This window comes from Pseudomonas sp. 2995-3, from assembly GCF_002742565.1.
Classification (GTDB): Bacteria; Pseudomonadota; Gammaproteobacteria; order Pseudomonadales; family Pseudomonadaceae; genus Aquipseudomonas; species Aquipseudomonas edaphica.
The window spans coordinates 480,252-496,018 of the sequence record NZ_LJSB01000315.1 but is presented as its reverse complement, the minus strand read 5'-3'; the positions used below and the strand labels follow the sequence as shown (position 1 = coordinate 496,018).

General features: G+C 60.5%; 13 protein-coding genes. 9 read left to right on the top strand and 4 right to left on the bottom strand.

What is annotated here, in order from left to right:
• Window positions 1-10: 10 nt before the first annotated feature.
• Window positions 11-2,005, bottom strand: a complete 1,995-nt coding sequence (locus AOA62_RS29435) for a transporter substrate-binding domain-containing protein (protein WP_099550425.1) — start codon at window positions 2,003-2,005, stop codon at window positions 11-13.
• Between the two features lie 77 nt (window positions 2,006-2,082).
• Between AOA62_RS29435 and AOA62_RS29430 the strand changes: the two genes are divergently transcribed.
• A complete protein-coding gene (locus tag AOA62_RS29430) occupies window positions 2,083-3,057 on the top strand; it encodes an alpha/beta hydrolase family protein (protein WP_099550424.1) in 975 nt (324 codons plus the stop codon).
• Between the two features lie 143 nt (window positions 3,058-3,200).
• Here AOA62_RS29430 and AOA62_RS29425 read toward each other — a convergent pair whose 3' ends face one another.
• The 3 genes from AOA62_RS29425 to AOA62_RS29415 are packed head-to-tail and all read right to left on the bottom strand — an operon-like array spanning window position 3,201 to window position 5,666.
• On the bottom strand, window positions 3,201-3,968 hold the full coding sequence (locus AOA62_RS29425) for a TerB family tellurite resistance protein (protein WP_017138068.1): 768 nt from the start codon (window positions 3,966-3,968) through the stop codon (window positions 3,201-3,203).
• 1 nt (window position 3,969) lies between these two features.
• Complete coding sequence (murU, locus tag AOA62_RS29420) at window positions 3,970-4,644, bottom strand: N-acetylmuramate alpha-1-phosphate uridylyltransferase MurU (protein WP_099550423.1); 675 nt, start codon at window positions 4,642-4,644, stop codon at window positions 3,970-3,972.
• A complete protein-coding gene (locus AOA62_RS29415) occupies window positions 4,641-5,666 on the bottom strand; it encodes an aminoglycoside phosphotransferase family protein (protein ID WP_099550422.1) in 1,026 nt (341 codons plus the stop codon). The genes murU and AOA62_RS29415 overlap by 4 nt, the downstream gene beginning before the upstream one ends.
• A gap of 130 nt (window positions 5,667-5,796) precedes the next feature.
• Here AOA62_RS29415 and AOA62_RS29410 point away from each other — a divergent pair, with 130 nt between their 5' ends.
• The 8 genes from AOA62_RS29410 (at window position 5,797) to AOA62_RS29375 (ending at window position 15,724) form a co-directional block, all read left to right on the top strand.
• A complete protein-coding gene (locus tag AOA62_RS29410; RefSeq protein ID WP_099550421.1) occupies window positions 5,797-8,607 on the top strand; it encodes an LPS-assembly protein LptD in 2,811 nt (936 codons plus the stop codon).
• Window positions 8,582-9,922: a peptidylprolyl isomerase gene (locus AOA62_RS29405; protein WP_017138064.1), complete on the top strand. Its 1,341-nt coding sequence runs from the start codon at window positions 8,582-8,584 to the stop codon at window positions 9,920-9,922. The genes AOA62_RS29410 and AOA62_RS29405 overlap by 26 nt, the downstream gene beginning before the upstream one ends.
• Window positions 9,919-10,908, top strand: coding sequence for a 4-hydroxythreonine-4-phosphate dehydrogenase PdxA (gene pdxA / locus AOA62_RS29400; RefSeq protein WP_099550420.1), 990 nt, complete (start codon window positions 9,919-9,921; stop codon window positions 10,906-10,908). The genes AOA62_RS29405 and pdxA overlap by 4 nt, the downstream gene beginning before the upstream one ends.
• Window positions 10,905-11,717, top strand: coding sequence for a 16S rRNA (adenine(1518)-N(6)/adenine(1519)-N(6))-dimethyltransferase RsmA (gene rsmA, locus AOA62_RS29395; protein WP_056857851.1), 813 nt, complete (start codon window positions 10,905-10,907; stop codon window positions 11,715-11,717). Before pdxA ends, rsmA begins: the two co-directional genes overlap by 4 nt.
• Before the next feature lie 231 nt (window positions 11,718-11,948).
• Window positions 11,949-12,329: a Co2+/Mg2+ efflux protein ApaG gene (gene apaG, locus AOA62_RS29390; protein ID WP_017138061.1), complete on the top strand. Its 381-nt coding sequence runs from the start codon at window positions 11,949-11,951 to the stop codon at window positions 12,327-12,329.
• Window positions 12,329-13,177 carry a symmetrical bis(5'-nucleosyl)-tetraphosphatase gene (locus AOA62_RS29385; RefSeq protein WP_099550419.1) on the top strand — a complete coding sequence of 283 codons (849 nt, stop codon included), beginning with the start codon at window positions 12,329-12,331 and terminating at the stop codon, window positions 13,175-13,177. Before apaG ends, AOA62_RS29385 begins: the two co-directional genes overlap by 1 nt.
• A 9-nt stretch (window positions 13,178-13,186) precedes the next feature.
• On the top strand, window positions 13,187-13,516 hold the full coding sequence (gene glpE, locus AOA62_RS29380) for a thiosulfate sulfurtransferase GlpE (protein WP_017138059.1): 330 nt from the start codon (window positions 13,187-13,189) through the stop codon (window positions 13,514-13,516).
• Window positions 13,517-13,801: 285 nt separating this feature from the next.
• Complete coding sequence (locus tag AOA62_RS29375; RefSeq protein WP_026013778.1) at window positions 13,802-15,724, top strand: PrkA family serine protein kinase; 1,923 nt, start codon at window positions 13,802-13,804, stop codon at window positions 15,722-15,724.
• Window positions 15,725-15,767: the final 43 nt, after the last annotated feature.

Genomic DNA, 15,767 nt, shown 5'->3' with positions numbered 1-15,767 from the left:
GCTCCTATCGTTATGCATCCAACGGCACCGTGACACTCAAGGTGGTGCCCTCCCCCAGTTCGCTGTGCAGGCTCAATTGCCCGCCCATCATCAGCACCCGCTCACGCATGCCGACTACGCCAAAGGATACCGGGCGGCCGAGGTTCTCGACGAAACCGACGCCGTCATCGCTGATGGTCAGCCGCAAGTCGGCGTTTTCCACTGTCAGGGTCAGTTCAACAGTATGCGCCTGGGCATGACGCATCACATTGGTCAGCGCCTCCTGCAGGATGCGGAACAGGCCAATTGCCTTGGCATCGCTGAGGGCCGGCAGGTTATCCGGGACTTGTACCAGACAGGGAATGTGCGTGCGCGCTTCGAAGCGGCGGGCTTGCCATTCAATCGCCGAGGCGATGCCAGCGTCGAGAATCGGCGGGCGTAGCGCGGTCGCCACATCCCGGACAAGCTGGAACAGCTGGGCGATCAGGCGTTTCATGCTGTTCAGGCGCTCGGTCAAGCCCGGGTCCAATTGCGCATAGGCCAGCTCGCACATCGAGGTCTCCAGCTTGAGCACCGTGAGCATTTGACCCAACTCGTCATGCACTTCACGGGCGATACGCGCCTTTTCCTCTTCGCGCACGGTTTCGAGGTGGGCAGAAAGCTCGCGCAGCTGTGTTTCGCTTTGCTGCAAGGCGGCCACGTAACGACGGCGCTCGGTGACGTCGTTGAGATAAACCACCAGGTATTCGCCCTCGGCAAAGCGCAGGAAGCTCAACGACACATCCGCCGGCAGGATGCTGCCGTCAGCGCGCACGCAATCGGCGGCGAAGGTCTGCGGGCCTTCTTCGCTGGCACGCGCACGCTTCCATACGTCGAGCCAGCGGTCCATGTTCAAGGTCGGGTCAAAATCGATCAGCGGTCGCTCGATCAGCGCGCCCGCGGCGTAGCCCAGCATGGTTTCGGCGGCGCGGTTGGCGTAACGCACATGGCTGTCCCAATTGACCCAAAGAATGCCGACCGTACTTTGATCGATGGAGAACTGCGTCAGCCGCAACGCTTCGGCACCCGCCGCACGCGCGGCGCTTTCTTCTCGGGCGGCCAGTAAGCTGTGTTCCAGCACTCGCTGGTGGCGGCGCTGCCAAACCACCACGGCGAGGCTGGCGAGCAGGAACATCGCCAAGAGCAGGCTGAGGTTTTGCCACAGGCCCGGCGATTCCGTCAGCCGTGGGTATTTGGGTTGCAGCCAGCGGCTGTGCAATTGGTCGAGGTCGCGGGCGGGTATCGCGCGCAAGGCACTTTGCATGATGCTCGCCAGCTCCGGCCACTCACGGCGCGTGGCCACACGCAGCAATTGCGGCAGGCCGATATCGCCAACCACCGCCAGCCCGGCAAACTCCGCCTCGCCGGACAATCGGCTCAATTGCGTCTCATCCACCACGGCATAACGCGCCTGCTGGCTCACCAACAATTGCAAGGCCTGACGCTCCAAAGGGACGCCTTGCAGGTTGAGGTTGGGATAATTGCTACGCAGGTAATCGGCGACAGCGCTGGGCATGCGCACGGCGACGCGGGACAGCTCGTCAAGCTTTTCCAGCTCCACCGCGCCGCCGCCCTCGCGAATGCCGACGATATGCTGAGGCACGCGCATGTAAGGGTCGCTGAATAACCACAGACGCAAACCCGCCGGGGTTTGCTGCAGGCCCGGGGCGATATCCACCTCGCCATCGCGCACGGCGGCTTCCAATTGCTCCTGGCTGGGGAAATTGCGCCAGGTCAGGTCGATATTCAGCGCTTTGGCCAGCCATTGCATCAACTCGACATTCGCCCCGGACAAGCGCTGCAGGCGCCGATCGTATTGGGCGTACGGTGCCTGCAATACCAGGCCCACGCGCAACTGCGGGTGCTGCGCCAGCCATTCACGCTGCTGAGCATTGAGCTGCGCCTGCGGCGCGATAGGCGCAGGCGCGGCATTCGCCATCAAGGCAAAGCACACACAGCCGATAACCAGCAGACAGCGAAAACCCATGATCCACGTCTCACATCACTGACAAACACTGACCAACCCATTAGGCTGCTGGAATCACTTCTGGCCGGGAATTAACGATGCCCTTTACCCACCGTTCGGCACTGCCAGCATTGTGCCTATCGCTGCTATTTACCAGCGCCTTTTCTGTTCACGCCGCGGACGCGCCTGCGCCCACCGCCGAAAAACCGGTTGAACGCCAAGCCCTGCCCGAGCGCAGCCAGGAAGAGGCCAACGCCCTTGAGCGACAACTTCCACGCCAGGAACAACAACAGTTGCAGGCCGGCACCGACTCATTTCTGGCTCTGTGGAAACCTGCCAACAGCGCCGAGCCCGAAGGGGTGGTGATTATCGTACCGGGCGCAGGGGAAAGTGCTGACTGGCCGCAAGCAATCGCGCCCTTACGGCGCAAGCTGCCCGATGCCAATTGGGGCACCCTCAGTCTGTCGCTGCCGGATGTGAACCTCGACACCTTGCCGCCACGGGTCATGGAGCCACCTAAAGCCGCCGTCGACACCAGCAGCAAAGACGGCAGCACGGCCGCCAAACCGATCGAACAAGCCGCCAGCGCCGAAGCCGAAGGCACTGACCCGGCGGTGGTGCCTGGTGCTGATGAACAAGACAAGACCGACGCCAAGCGCATCTTTGATCGCATTGACGCCGCCGTTGCCTTTGCCCAAACCCAGAGCGCCCGCAGTGTGGTACTGCTCGGCCACGGCACCGGCGCCTGGTGGGCTGCGCGCTACCTGAGCGAGAAACAGCCGTCCCAAGTGCAGAAGTTGGTGATGGTGGATGGCAAGACGCCAGCGGCCAGGCAACCGGACCTGCAAAAACTGGCACCGGCGCTGAAGGTGCCGACGGCGGATGTGTATTACCAGGACGGCGCCCAAGAGCGCAAAAACGCCCGGGAACGCATGCAGGCCGCCAAGCGGGCGAAGAATGACAGCTATAAACAGGTGTCACTCAAGACCTTGCCGGGCAACAGTGCGGCTGAGCAAGAGCAGCTGTATCGACGGGTTCGCGGGTGGTTGAGCCCGGAGCCGGCCTCCAACTAATCCAGCCTGGCAACCCGATCAACTGTGGGAGCTGGCTTGCCTGCGATAGCGGACTGTCAGTGACATCTGTGTTACTGACACATCGCTATCGCAGGCAAGCCAGCTCCCACACTGATTGGGTTGTCACTTCCAAATGGTGGTGGCTACCTGAAATCCCGCCGCTCACGAATCAACGCATAGGCATTGTGCAACTCGCGGGTGCGCTCGGTGGCCTCACGCACTTGCGCCAGGCTCGCGCCACTGCCGGCGATCTTGTCCGGGTGATGGCGGCTGAGCAGGCGGCGATAAGCACGTTTGATCGCCGCCGGTTCGCTGGTGGACGTCACCCCCAGAATCCGCAACGCCTCCTGATACGCCCCGCCACGACTGGCCAATGGCTTGCGTTCGGGGGCGTAATCAGACGCCAGCGCCTGCAGCTGTTGCGGCGTCCACCCCAACCACTTACCCCATAGGTCAATCAGGTCGCGCTCGGCGTCATCGGCCCTGCCGTCCGCCCAGGCCATGCGCCAGCATGCACGCAATACACCTTCTGCCGCATGGGGTTGGGCTTTGAGTACGCGCAGGTAATTGCGCACTCGGTCGGATCCCGACTTGCCACGATTGAACGCGGTAATCGCCCGACGCTGGGCCGGCTCGCTCATGTCCAGCGAGCGCATCTCCTGGCGCGCCTGCTGAATATGCCCCTCCACCACCCGGCCATTACTCTTGGCCAGGCGCCCCAACAAAACAAACAGCAATTCGTCGTTGCGCAACGCCGGGCGCCCGCCCAGGCGCTCGCGCAATTGCGCCCAGCTGTGCAACTGCAGGCGGCGATCCAGTGCCTGCCCCAGCAATGCGCCCAACAAGGCCCCCGGAATACTGGCAATGGCAAAGCCAGCCCCGGCACCGATCAGTGTCCCTGGCCACAACATCTTATTGCCCCGCAGTCAGCAAGGTTTCAACCTGCGCCAGACGCTCCAGCGTGCCGACATCAATCCAGCGTCCTGTCATGTGCTCTCCCGTTACCAGACCTTTGGCCATGGCCTCCCGCAACAGCGGCGCCAGTTTGAAGGCACCGGCGCTGCAACCCGCGAACAACTTCGGGTCGAGTACTGAAATGCCACTGAAGGTCAGGTTATCGGCACCGCTCGCGGCATCATGAAGCAGACCTTCGTCCAGGTAGAAATCGCCGCCAGAAGGGTGATGCGCCGGGTTATCGACCATCACCAGGTGAGCCAGGCCCTTGAGCGGTTGCTTGAGGAGATTGAAGTCGTAGTCGGTCCAGATATCACCATTGACCACCAGAAAAGGCTCCTCGCCCAACAACGGCAGCGCCTGGAAAATTCCGCCACCGGTTTCCAGCGGCTCGCCCTCGGGCGAGTACTGAATGCGCAAGCCAAACTGCGCACCATCACCCAGGTAGCTTTCAATCTGCTGGCCGAGCCAGGCATGGTTGATCACGATATCGGTGAAGCCGGCCTTGGCCAGCGCTTCAAGGTGATACTCGATCAAACGCTTGCCACCCGCCTGCACCAGTGGTTTGGGCGTGTGCAACGTGAGCGGGCGCATCCGCTCACCTTTGCCTGCTGCCAGGATCATCGCCTTCATACGCGCGCCTCGGTTGGTTCACGCAGGCTGGCGAGCAGCTCGCCCAACTCGTCCAGCTCCGGCCGGTCGGCCAGTACCGCTTCTATATAAGCAAAGAAACGCGGCACATCGGCCAGGTAGCGTGGCTTGCCATCGCGATGGCAGATGCGTGCAAAAATGCCGATGACCTTGAGGTGACGCTGCACGCCCATCAGGTCACTGGCCCGCAGGAACTCGTTGAAATCCGCCTGCACCGGGATGCCCAAAGCGCCAGCACGTTCCCAGTAGCCGCGTTGCCACGCCTGCACACGCGCCTTGGGCCAGCTGAGAAACGCATCCTTGAACAGGCAGGTGATGTCATAGGTGACCGGGCCGTAGACCGCGTCCTGGAAGTCCAGCACGCCGGGGTTCGGCGCGCTGATCATCAGGTTGCGCGGCATATAGTCGCGATGCACCAGCACTTTGGGCTGGGCCAGGGCACTGTCGATCAGGTGATCGCTGACGCGTTGCCATAAGGCCTGCTGCCGGGTGTCGAATTCGATACCCAAATGCCGGCGCACGTACCACTCCGGAAACAATTCCAGCTCACGGCGCAACAAGGCCACGTCATAGCTGGGCAGCGGCGCGTCCATCGGCAATTGCTGAAAAGCCAGCAACGCGTCGATGGCATCGGCAAACAATTGATCGGCGTTTTGCGCGTCAATCACGTCCAGATAGGTTTTTCTGCCCAGGTCATTGAGCAAAAGAAACCCGCGCGGCAAATCTTCTGCATAAATTTTTGGCACATTTATTCCCGATTTCGCGAGTAAATCAGCGATATCGACGAAAGGTTTGCAGTTTTCCTGGGGCGGTGGAGCGTCCATGACGACGAACGTGCGACCGCCGCCCTCCCACCGGAAATAACGCCTGAAACTCGCGTCGCTGCTGGCCGCGGTCAATGTGGCCGGAGGTACGACACCCCAGTCCTGAGCGTTGAAAAGGATCGGCAACTGCTCATCCAGCCAAACTTTCAGCTGTTGTAAACGTAGATCTTGCTCGGGCATTACAAGGGTCTCCGACGGCGCTAGCCGTCAAGCGGGTCATGCTTTATTATCACGCATCTTTTTCAGACCATCGAGAGGCGTGCGGCCCAAACCGCGGGCAGATGGCACGCAGGAAGCCCGGACTAATAAGATGGCATTGAAATCCCCCGCGTTTCGTAGAAAATTTCCGTTGCTGGTAACCGGCAGTCTGCTGGCCATGCAACCTTTCGCCACCTCATTCGTGGTCGCCGCGGAACAGTATGACTGCTCAGTCTCTGCTTCGGGTGCCTGGGATTGCGCGCCAAAAACCGCCGCAGCCCCGTTACCACCGCGCCCGGTGCACGACGGTGCAGCCGTCAGCGCCGCTGGCAGCACGGCGCAAGCCGATGCTGGCGGCACCGCTGCGGCCGAGCCGAAGACCACCCTGGTCACCGAGTCCAAGGGCCGTGGCCTGCGTTCGCGCAGTGCCGACTACAGCCACCTGGACTGGGTGCCTCGCGACAAGCTGACCGCAGCCCAACTGGCTGAGACCGGCCCGTATTGCTCCGGCGCGTACATCGAGCCGACCCGTCCTGGCATGAACGACAAGACGGACAAAAGCGATTCGCCGACCTTCATCGGTGCCAAGGTGTCTCGTTACGAGCAGGAACAGCAGGTTGCGACCCTGGCCGGTGACGTCGTCATGCGCCAGGGCAGCATGCAGATGGAGGCTCAGGAAGCCAGCCTGTACCAGGCCGAGAACCGTGGCGAGCTGAACGGCGATGTGCGTCTGCGCGACAACGGCGCCCTGATCGTCGGCGACCACGCCGAGGTCCAGCTCGATACCGGCGCGGCCCAGATCGACAATGCCGAATACGTGCTGCACAAGTCGCGCATTCGCGGTAACGCCCTGTACGCCAAGCGTGCCGAAAACGCGATCATCCGTCTCAAGGACGGTACGTACACCACCTGCGAGCCGGACAGCAACGCCTGGCAGCTCAAGGGCAACAACATCACGTTGAACCCGGCCACCGGTTTCGGTACGGCCACCAACGCGACGCTGCGGATCAAGAACATCCCGATCCTCTACACCCCGTACATCTACTTCCCGATCGACGACCGTCGTCAATCCGGCTTCCTGCCGCCAAGCTTCAGCACCGGCAGCGAAACCGGCTTCACACTGGTCACGCCGTACTACTTCAACCTGGCGCCAAACTACGACGCCACGTTGTACCCGCAATACATGACCAAGCGCGGCATGATGGTGGAAGGCGAATTCCGCTACCTCACCAAGTCCAGCGAAGGTCAGTTCGGCGGCGCGTACCTGAACGACGACAGCGACGAGCGCAAGAATCAGACTGATTACGAAAAAACCCGTTACATGCTCAATTGGCAGCATAAGGGCGGGTTGGATTCGCGTGTTTCAACTCAGGTTGACTACACCAACATCAGCGACCCTTACTTCTTCCAGGATCTGAAAACTTATCAGGAAGGCATCCAGCCTCGAGATTTCGTCAACCAGCAGGGCTCCGTGACCTATCGCGGCGACTCCTACCAGGCACGATTGAACCTGCAATCCTATCAACTGGCGACGATTTCGCAGATCACTCCGTATGACCGGTTGCCGCAGATCACCTTCAACGGGATGCTGCCGTACCATCCGGGTGGCGTGAACTTTACCTACGAGACTGAAGCTGTTCGGTTTGAGCGAAATCTGCAAAACGGCACCTTTACCGATGAGAACAACTTGGTTTCGCCTCGCCTCGACACGTTTGTTACGGGTCTGACCCGTGCAAACGGTACTCGCCTGAACGTCGCGCCGGCTGTTGATTACCCGATGAACTGGACCTACGGTTTTATTACGCCGAAGCTCAAGTACGTCTACACCAAGTACGATCTTGACCTGGACAGCACTGGCAAGAACCAGATCATCGCGCAACAGGCGGCAGCGACTGCAGCTAATCCCTATGCTGGTGGCAACTTCAAGAGTTCCCAGGACCGCGCTATTCCAATCGCCAGTATCGACAGCGGTTTGTATTTCGACCGCAATACTAACTGGTTCGGCAAGGACTACCGCCAGACTCTGGAGCCGCGTGCCTACTATCTCTATGTGCCTAACAAGGACCAGAGCGATATCCCCGTATTCGACACCAGTGAATACACGTTCAGCTACTCCTCGCTGTTCCGCGACAACCGCTTCAGCGGCACTGACCGGATTGGCGATGAGAACAAGCTGTCCCTGGGTGTAACCAGCCGCTGGATTGAAGACAACGGTTTCGAGCGTCAGCGCGTTTCCGTCGGCCAGGCGGTGTACTTCAAAGATCGCCAGGTTCAATTGCCGGGTATTCTTGCGTCCGACCGTGCCGATGCACAATCCAACGTTTCGCCCGTCGCCCTTGAATACGAATACCGCTACAACCGCGACTGGCGCGCCACTGCCGACTACAACTGGGACACCGAAAGCCACAGCCCTCGTTCCGGCAGCGCGATGCTTCACTATCAGCCAGAAGATAACCCGAACAAGATCATCAACGTCGGCTACCGCTATCGTAACGACCAGGTGGTCTACAACCAGCTGACCGGCAAATGGCAGTTCGGTGGTGACTTCGGCACCGAAGGCCAACCTGGTTTCGTGAAGGATTACTACAAAATCCAGCAACACGACTTCTCGATGATGTGGCCGATCATTCCGCAGTGGAACCTGATCACCCGCTGGCAGTATGACTATGCCCGCAACCGTACCCTGGAAGCCTTCGGTGGTTTCGAGTACGACAACTGCTGCTGGAAACTGCGCGTCATCAACCGTTACTGGGTTTCCAACGACGAATACAGCCAGATCGCCCCGCTTAACGAAAAGGGTGACCACGGGCTCTTCTTCCAGATCGTCCTCAAAGGACTCGGCGGCCTGACCGGCGCCAAGGTAGAGAGCTTCCTCGACAAAGGCATTGAAGGTTATCGTGAACGTGAAGACCAAGCTTTCTGATTGCTTGCGCCCGCTAGTGCTGGGCGCGCTGTTCCTGGGGGCCGCATCGGCACACGCTGCGGTTCAACAGCTGGACAAGGTAGTGGCCATCGTCGATAACGACGTGATCATGCAGAGCCAACTCGACCAACGGGTCAAGGAAGTTCAGCAAACCATCGCCAAGCGTGGCGGCGGCGTACCGCCTACCAGCGTGCTGGACCCACAGGTACTTGAGCGCCTGATCGTCGAAAACCTGCAACTGCAGATCGGCGAGCGCTCCGGCATCCGTATTTCGGACGAAGAACTGAACCAGGCCGTCGGCACCATCGCTCAGCGCAATAACATGAGCATTGACCAGTTCAAGGCTGCCCTGGCCCACGATGGTTTGTCTTATGAAGACGCCCGTGACCAGATCAAGCGTGAAATGATCATCAGCCGTGTGCGTCAGCGCCGTGTAGCGGAGCGCGTTCAGGTGTCTGAGCAGGAAGTGAAGAACTTCCTGGCCTCGGACCTCGGCAAGATGCAGCTCTCCGAAGAACTGCACCTGGCCAATATCCTGGTTCCAACCCCAGACAGCGCCAGCTCCGAGCAGCTCAATGCCGCTGCGGCGAAAACCCAGGCTATCTATGATCGCCTGAAAGCCGGTGCTGACTTTGCCCAGACGGCCATCGCCATGTCCGGCAGCGACAACGCCCTGGACGGCGGTGACATGGGCTGGCGTAAAGCCGCGCAATTGCCACCTCCGTTCGACCGTGAGCTGAGCGCCATGAATGTGGGTGAAATCACCCAGCCAGCGCGTACGCCAGGCGGCTTCATCATCCTCAAGTTGCTCGGCAAACGCGGCGGCGAGACCTCGCTGAAAGACGAAGTGCATGTTCGTCACATCCTGGTCAAACCAAGCGAAATCCGTACCGAGGCGCAAACCAAGGAGCTGGCCCAGAAGATCTATGACCGCATCGAAGGCGGTGAAGACTTCGCCACCCTGGCCAAGAGCTTCTCGGAAGACCCGGGTTCCGCCCTCAACGGCGGCGACCTGAACTGGATCGACCCGAAAGCGCTGGTGCCGGAGTTCCAGGACGTCATGGCCAAGACCCCGCAAGGCGTTCTGTCCAAGCCGTTCAAGACCCAATATGGCTGGCATGTCCTGGAAGTCCTTGGCCGCCGCGCCACCGACAACACCACCCAGGCCCGCGAGCAACAAGCCCTGACCGTGCTGCGTAACCGCAAGTACGACGAAGAGCTGCAAACCTGGTTGCGTCAGATCCGTGACGAAGCCTACGTAGAGAACAAGCTGCCAGGCGCCGAGCAAACAGGCACCGACCAGGCAGCACAGTGAAACCCCAGCGTTTCGCGGTAACACCCGGCGAGCCGGCCGGCATTGGTCCAGACCTGTGCCTGCTGCTCGCCTCGCACCCTCAGCCACACCCCCTGATTGCCATTACCAGTCGCGACCTGCTCCTTGAGCGGGCCGCGCAGCTGGGTGTGGCTGTCACCTTGCTGGACGTGGCGCCGGGCAACTGGCCCGACCTACCCGCCCCGGCCGGCAGCCTGTATGTGTGGGACACCCCGCTGGCAGCCAAGGTGGTTGCCGGGCGACTGAACAAGGCCAATGCCGCGTTTGTGCTGGAAACCCTGACACGCGCAGGCCAAGGCTGCATCGACGGCGACTTCGCCGGTATGATCACCGCCCCGGTGCACAAGGGCGTGATCAACGAGTCCGGCATTGCCTTTTCCGGCCATACCGAATTCCTCGCCGAACTGACCCATACCGAACAAGTGGTGATGATGCTGGCCACTCGCGGCCTTCGGGTAGCGCTGGTGACCACGCACTTGCCGTTGCGCGATATCGCCGACGCCATCACTGCCGAGCGCGTGGAGCGCGTTACACGCATCCTGCACGCCGACCTGCAACAGAAATTCGGCATTGCCCAACCACGCATCCTGGTTTGTGGGCTCAACCCGCATGCCGGTGAAGGCGGTCATTTGGGCCATGAAGAAATCGACATCATTGAACCGACATTAGAGCGTCTGCGCCAAGAAGGCATGGACCTGCGCGGCCCATTGCCTGCAGACACTCTGTTTACCCCCAAATATCTGGAGCACTGCGACGCAGTGCTGGCGATGTACCACGACCAAGGGCTGCCCGTGCTGAAGTACAAAGGCTTCGGCGCCGCAGTCAACGTGACACTGGGCCTGCCGATCATCCGCACCTCCGTCGACCATGGCACTGCCCTGGACCTGGCGGGCAGCGGCAAGATCGATACCGGCAGCCTGCACGTGGCCCTGGAAACCGCCTATCAGATGGCCGAGACCCGTATATGACTGAGCATTACCAACACCGGGCGCGCAAGCGCTTCGGGCAAAACTTCCTGCACGACGCTGGCGTGATCGACCGTATTCTGCGTTCCATCCATGCCAAGCCAGAAGACCGCTTGCTGGAAATCGGCCCGGGCCAGGGCGCATTGACCCAAGGCCTGCTCAACAGTGGCGGCCAGTTGGACGTGGTGGAGTTGGACAAGGACCTGATCCCGATCCTCAACCAGCAATTCGCCGGTATGCCCAACTTCAACCTGCACCAGGGCGATGCGCTGAAGTTTGACTTCAACAGCCTCAACGCCGCGCCCAACAGCCTGCGGGTGGTCGGCAACCTGCCGTACAACATCTCTACGCCGCTGATTTTTCACCTGCTGAACAATGCCGGGATCATCCGCGACATGCACTTCATGCTGCAAAAAGAAGTGGTTGAGCGTTTGGCCGCAGGCCCAGGCGGTGGTGATTGGGGCCGTCTGTCGATCATGGTTCAGTACCATTGCCGCGTAGAGCACCTGTTCAACGTCGGCCCTGGCGCCTTCAACCCGCCGCCGAAGGTCGACTCGGCCATCGTGCGCCTGGTGCCGCACGCGGTGCTGCCGCATCCGGCCAAGGACCACAAGTTGCTGGAGCGCGTGGTACGCGAAGCGTTCAACCAACGCCGCAAGACCCTGCGCAACACGCTCAAGGCGCTGCTGAGCAACGCCGAGATCGAAGCCGCCGGTGTCGACGGTGGCCTGCGCCCCGAGCAACTGGACCTGGCCGCGTTTGTGCGTCTGGCTGATCAGCTTGCGATCCAGCCTGCGCCGACCGTGGAATAAGCTGTAACTCGATACAACTGTGGGAGCGGGCTTGCCCGCGAATGCAGTGCATCAGTGACACATTCAGTGACTGACACACTGCATTCGCGAGTAAGCCCGCCCCCACAGTTGCTCCGCGTTATACCGATAGCGCTTGCCGCCTGCCCGACACATGTCTGGCCTAGTGCCCCGCTCATGGCCTAGACTGATCCGCATCTGCTGTCCTCCGCTTTTGCTCTTAAGGCCTCTTGCATGTCCGATCCTCGCTACCAGATCGACGTCAGCGTCGTCACCCGCTTCCTCGCGGACCAATCGCAACCTGAACACGACCGTTATGCCTTCGCCTACACCATCACGGTGAAGAACAACGGGCAGGTGCCGGCCAAACTGCTGTCGCGCCACTGGGTAATTACCGATGGCGACGGCCAGGTCGAGGAAGTGCGTGGTGCCGGCGTGGTTGGTCAGCAGCCGTTGATCGACATCGGCGCCAGCCATACTTACAGCAGCGGCACGGTGATGACCTCCAAAGTCGGCACCATGCAGGGCTCGTATCAGATGAAAGCCACCGACGGAAAACTGTTCGACGCCATCATCGCGCCGTTTCGCCTCGCAGTGCCCGGAGCCCTGCACTGATGACGACGTACGCAGTCGGTGACCTGCAAGGCTGCCTGGAACCCCTCAAATGCCTGCTGGAGCGCGTAGCCTTCAACCCGGCGAGCGACCGCTTGTGGCTGGTCGGCGACCTGGTCAATCGCGGCCCCGAGTCCCTGGAGACCCTGCGCTTTCTTTATAAGATGCGCGATTCATTGGTGTGCGTGCTGGGCAACCATGACCTGCACCTGCTGGCGGCCGGCAATAACATCGAACGCCTGAAAAAAGGCGACACCCTGCGCGAGATCCTGGAAGCGCCGGACAGGACTGAATTACTGGACTGGCTGCGCCGCCAAAAGCTCATGCATTACGACGAAGGCCGCAACATGGCCTTGGTGCATGCCGGCATCCCGCCCCAATGGACGCTGAAGAAAGCCCTCAAGGGCGCCGCCGAAGTCGAAAGCGCCCTGGCCGATGACAACCTGTACACCGCCTACCTCGACGGCATGTACGGCAACGAGCCGGTCAAGTGGGACAATGACCTCACCGGCGTGGCCCGCCTGCGCGTGATCACCAACTACTTCACACGCATGCGCTTCTGCACCGCCGAAGGCAAGCTGGACCTCAAGAGCAAGGAAGGCGCCGACACTGCGCTGCCCGGTTATAAGCCATGGTTTGCCCACAAGGAACGCAAGACCCGTGACATGAAGATCATCTTCGGTCACTGGGCGGCCCTGGAAGGCAAATGCGAAGAACCTGGCGTGTTCGCCCTCGACACCGGTTGCGTGTGGGGCGGCGCCATGACCCTGATGAACATCGACACCGGCGAGCGCCTGAGCTGCCAGTGTGAACCTCCCCCATCTGTAACACTGCCGGGCGCCAAGCCCTAGGAGCCCGCCATGAGCGAATTCAAACGTATCCCTCCCGAACAAGCCCAGGCCCTGCGCGAGCAAGGCGCCGTGGTGGTCGACATCCGCGACCAGCCGACCTATGCAGCAGGCCACATCAGCGGCGCGCAGCATCTGGACAACCACAACATCCAAGACTTCATCCGTGCCGCCGACCTCGATGCACCGGTGATCGTGGCCTGCTACCACGGCAACTCCAGCCAGAGCGCAGCGGCCTATCTGATCAGCCAGGGCTTCTCCGACGTCTATAGCCTGGACGGTGGCTTCGAGCTGTGGCGTACGACCTATCCTGCAGAAATTGCCTCCGACAATTCGCAATAATTTTTTTCACACCCCGCCACCCCGCGTGACGCTTGGGCTTGCGCCGTTTCTGACGAACGGCGCAGCCAAACTAATTGCGCATCGCGCCTTGACCTCCCGGATTCCGAACTATCCTTAAGCGCAGGCCATCCGAATCAGGGGAGAGCCGGTACACCGGCGTGCGGGTCATCGGTAGCGTTTCAGGGTGTTCTGGGGGGAAAACAGCCAGTGGCGATCGCCAATGGCTGCCAGCATCGACTGATTGATCCGGCGTCGGCTCCACGTATCGAGCGAGGTGACGACGTCATGAGTATCTTTAGCCACTTCCAACAACGCTTCGAGTCCACCCAGCAGGAAGAACTCACCCTGCAGGAGTATCTCGAGCTGTGCAAAAAGGACCGCAGCACCTACGCATCTGCCGCCGAACGCCTGCTGCTGGCGATTGGTGAGCCGGAGCTGGTAGACACCTCGAACAATTCGCGCCTGTCGCGAATATTCTCCAACAAGGTGATCCGCCGCTACCCGGCCTTTGAAGACTTCCACGGCATGGAAGAATGCATCGACCAGATCGTCTCCTACTTCCGCCACGCCGCCCAAGGCCTGGAAGAGAAGAAACAGATCCTCTACCTGCTCGGCCCGGTCGGCGGCGGTAAGTCGTCCCTGGCGGAAAAGCTCAAACAACTGATCGAGAAGGTGCCCTTCTACGCCATCAAGGGCTCGCCGGTGTTCGAGTCGCCTTTGGGGTTGTTCAACGCCACGGAAGATGGCGCGATCCTCGAAGAAGACTTCGGCATCCCACGCCGCTACCTCAATACCATCATGTCGCCGTGGGCCACCAAACGGCTGTCGGAGTTTGGCGGCGACATCAGCCAGTTCCGCGTGGTGAAACTCTACCCGTCGATCCTCAACCAGATCGGCGTGGCCAAGACCGAGCCAGGTGACGAGAACAACCAGGACATCTCGGCGCTGGTGGGCAAGGTCGATATCCGCAAACTCGAGGAATTCCCACAGAACGACGCCGACGCCTACAGCTACTCGGGCGCACTGTGCCGGGCCAACCAGGGCCTGATGGAGTTCGTGGAAATGTTCAAAGCGCCGATCAAGGTGCTGCACCCACTGCTTACCGCCACCCAGGAAGGCAACTACAACAGTACCGAAGGCCTGGGCGCGATTCCGTTCACCGGGATCCTGCTGGCTCACTCCAACGAATCGGAATGGCATACCTTCCGCAACAACAAGAACAACGAAGCCTTCATCGACCGGATCTACATCGTCAAGGTGCCGTACTGCCTGCGGGTCAGTGATGAAATCAAGATTTACGACAAGCTGCTGTTCAACAGCTCCCTGGCCAAGGCCCATTGCGCGCCTGACACCCTGAAGATGCTTGCGCAATTCACCGTGCTCTCGCGCCTCAAGGAGCCGGAAAACTCGAACATCTACTCGAAAATGCGCGTGTACGACGGCGAAAACCTCAAGGACACCGACCCCAAAGCCAAGTCGATCCAGGAATATCGCGACACGGCGGGCGTGGATGAGGGCATGAACGGCCTTTCCACCCGTTTCGCGTTCAAGATCCTCTCCAAGGTCTTTAACTTCGACCCGCACGAGATCGCCGCCAACCCGGTGCATCTGCTCTATGTGCTGGAACAGCAGATCGAACAGGAGCAATTCCAGGCCGAAACCCGCGAACGCTACCTGCGCTTCCTCAAGGAATACCTGGCGCCGCGCTACATCGAGTTCATCGGCAAGGAAATCCAGACTGCATACCTGGAGTCCTACAGCGAGTACGGCCAGAACATCTTTGACCGCTACGTGCTGTACGCCGACTTCTGGATTCAGGACCAGGAATACCGCGACCCGGAAACCGGCGAGATCCTCAACCGCGTGGCCCTCAACGAGGAACTGGAGAAGATCGAAAAACCGGCCGGCATCAGCAATCCGAAGGATTTCCGCAACGAAATCGTCAACTTCGTGCTGCGCGCCCGTGCCAACAACAACGGCAAGAACCCTACCTGGCTCAGCTACGAGAAGCTGCGGGTGGTCATCGAGAAAAAAATGTTCTCCAACACCGAGGACCTGCTGCCGGTTATCAGCTTCAACGCCAAGGCCAGCAAGGAGGACCAGCAAAAACACAACGACTTTGTTACGCGCATGGTCGAACGCGGCTACACCGACAAACAGGTACGCCTGCTTTCCGAGTGGTACCTGCGGGTGCGTAAATCACAGTAAGGCAGCGACAGGCGCGTGCTGCCGGGCTTCTGGCCCGGCAGCC

Excerpts from the sequence above, each read along its gene's own strand:
- AOA62_RS29435 (WP_099550425.1), bottom strand. The coding sequence starts at position 2,005 with ATGGGTTTTCGCTGTCTGCTGGTTATCGGCTGTGTGTGCTTTGCCTTG.
- AOA62_RS29430 (WP_099550424.1), top strand. The coding sequence starts at position 2,083 with ATGCCCTTTACCCACCGTTCGGCACTGCCAGCATTGTGCCTATCGCTG.
- AOA62_RS29425 (WP_017138068.1), bottom strand. The coding sequence starts at position 3,968 with ATGTTGTGGCCAGGGACACTGATCGGTGCCGGGGCTGGCTTTGCCATT.
- murU (WP_099550423.1), bottom strand. The coding sequence starts at position 4,644 with ATGAAGGCGATGATCCTGGCAGCAGGCAAAGGTGAGCGGATGCGCCCG.
- AOA62_RS29415 (WP_099550422.1), bottom strand. The coding sequence starts at position 5,666 with ATGCCCGAGCAAGATCTACGTTTACAACAGCTGAAAGTTTGGCTGGAT.
- AOA62_RS29410 (WP_099550421.1), top strand. The coding sequence starts at position 5,797 with ATGGCATTGAAATCCCCCGCGTTTCGTAGAAAATTTCCGTTGCTGGTA.
- rsmA (WP_056857851.1), top strand. The coding sequence starts at position 10,905 with ATGACTGAGCATTACCAACACCGGGCGCGCAAGCGCTTCGGGCAAAAC.
- apaG (WP_017138061.1), top strand. The coding sequence starts at position 11,949 with ATGTCCGATCCTCGCTACCAGATCGACGTCAGCGTCGTCACCCGCTTC.
- AOA62_RS29385 (WP_099550419.1), top strand. The coding sequence starts at position 12,329 with ATGACGACGTACGCAGTCGGTGACCTGCAAGGCTGCCTGGAACCCCTC.
- glpE (WP_017138059.1), top strand. The coding sequence starts at position 13,187 with ATGAGCGAATTCAAACGTATCCCTCCCGAACAAGCCCAGGCCCTGCGC.
- AOA62_RS29375 (WP_026013778.1), top strand. The coding sequence starts at position 13,802 with ATGAGTATCTTTAGCCACTTCCAACAACGCTTCGAGTCCACCCAGCAG.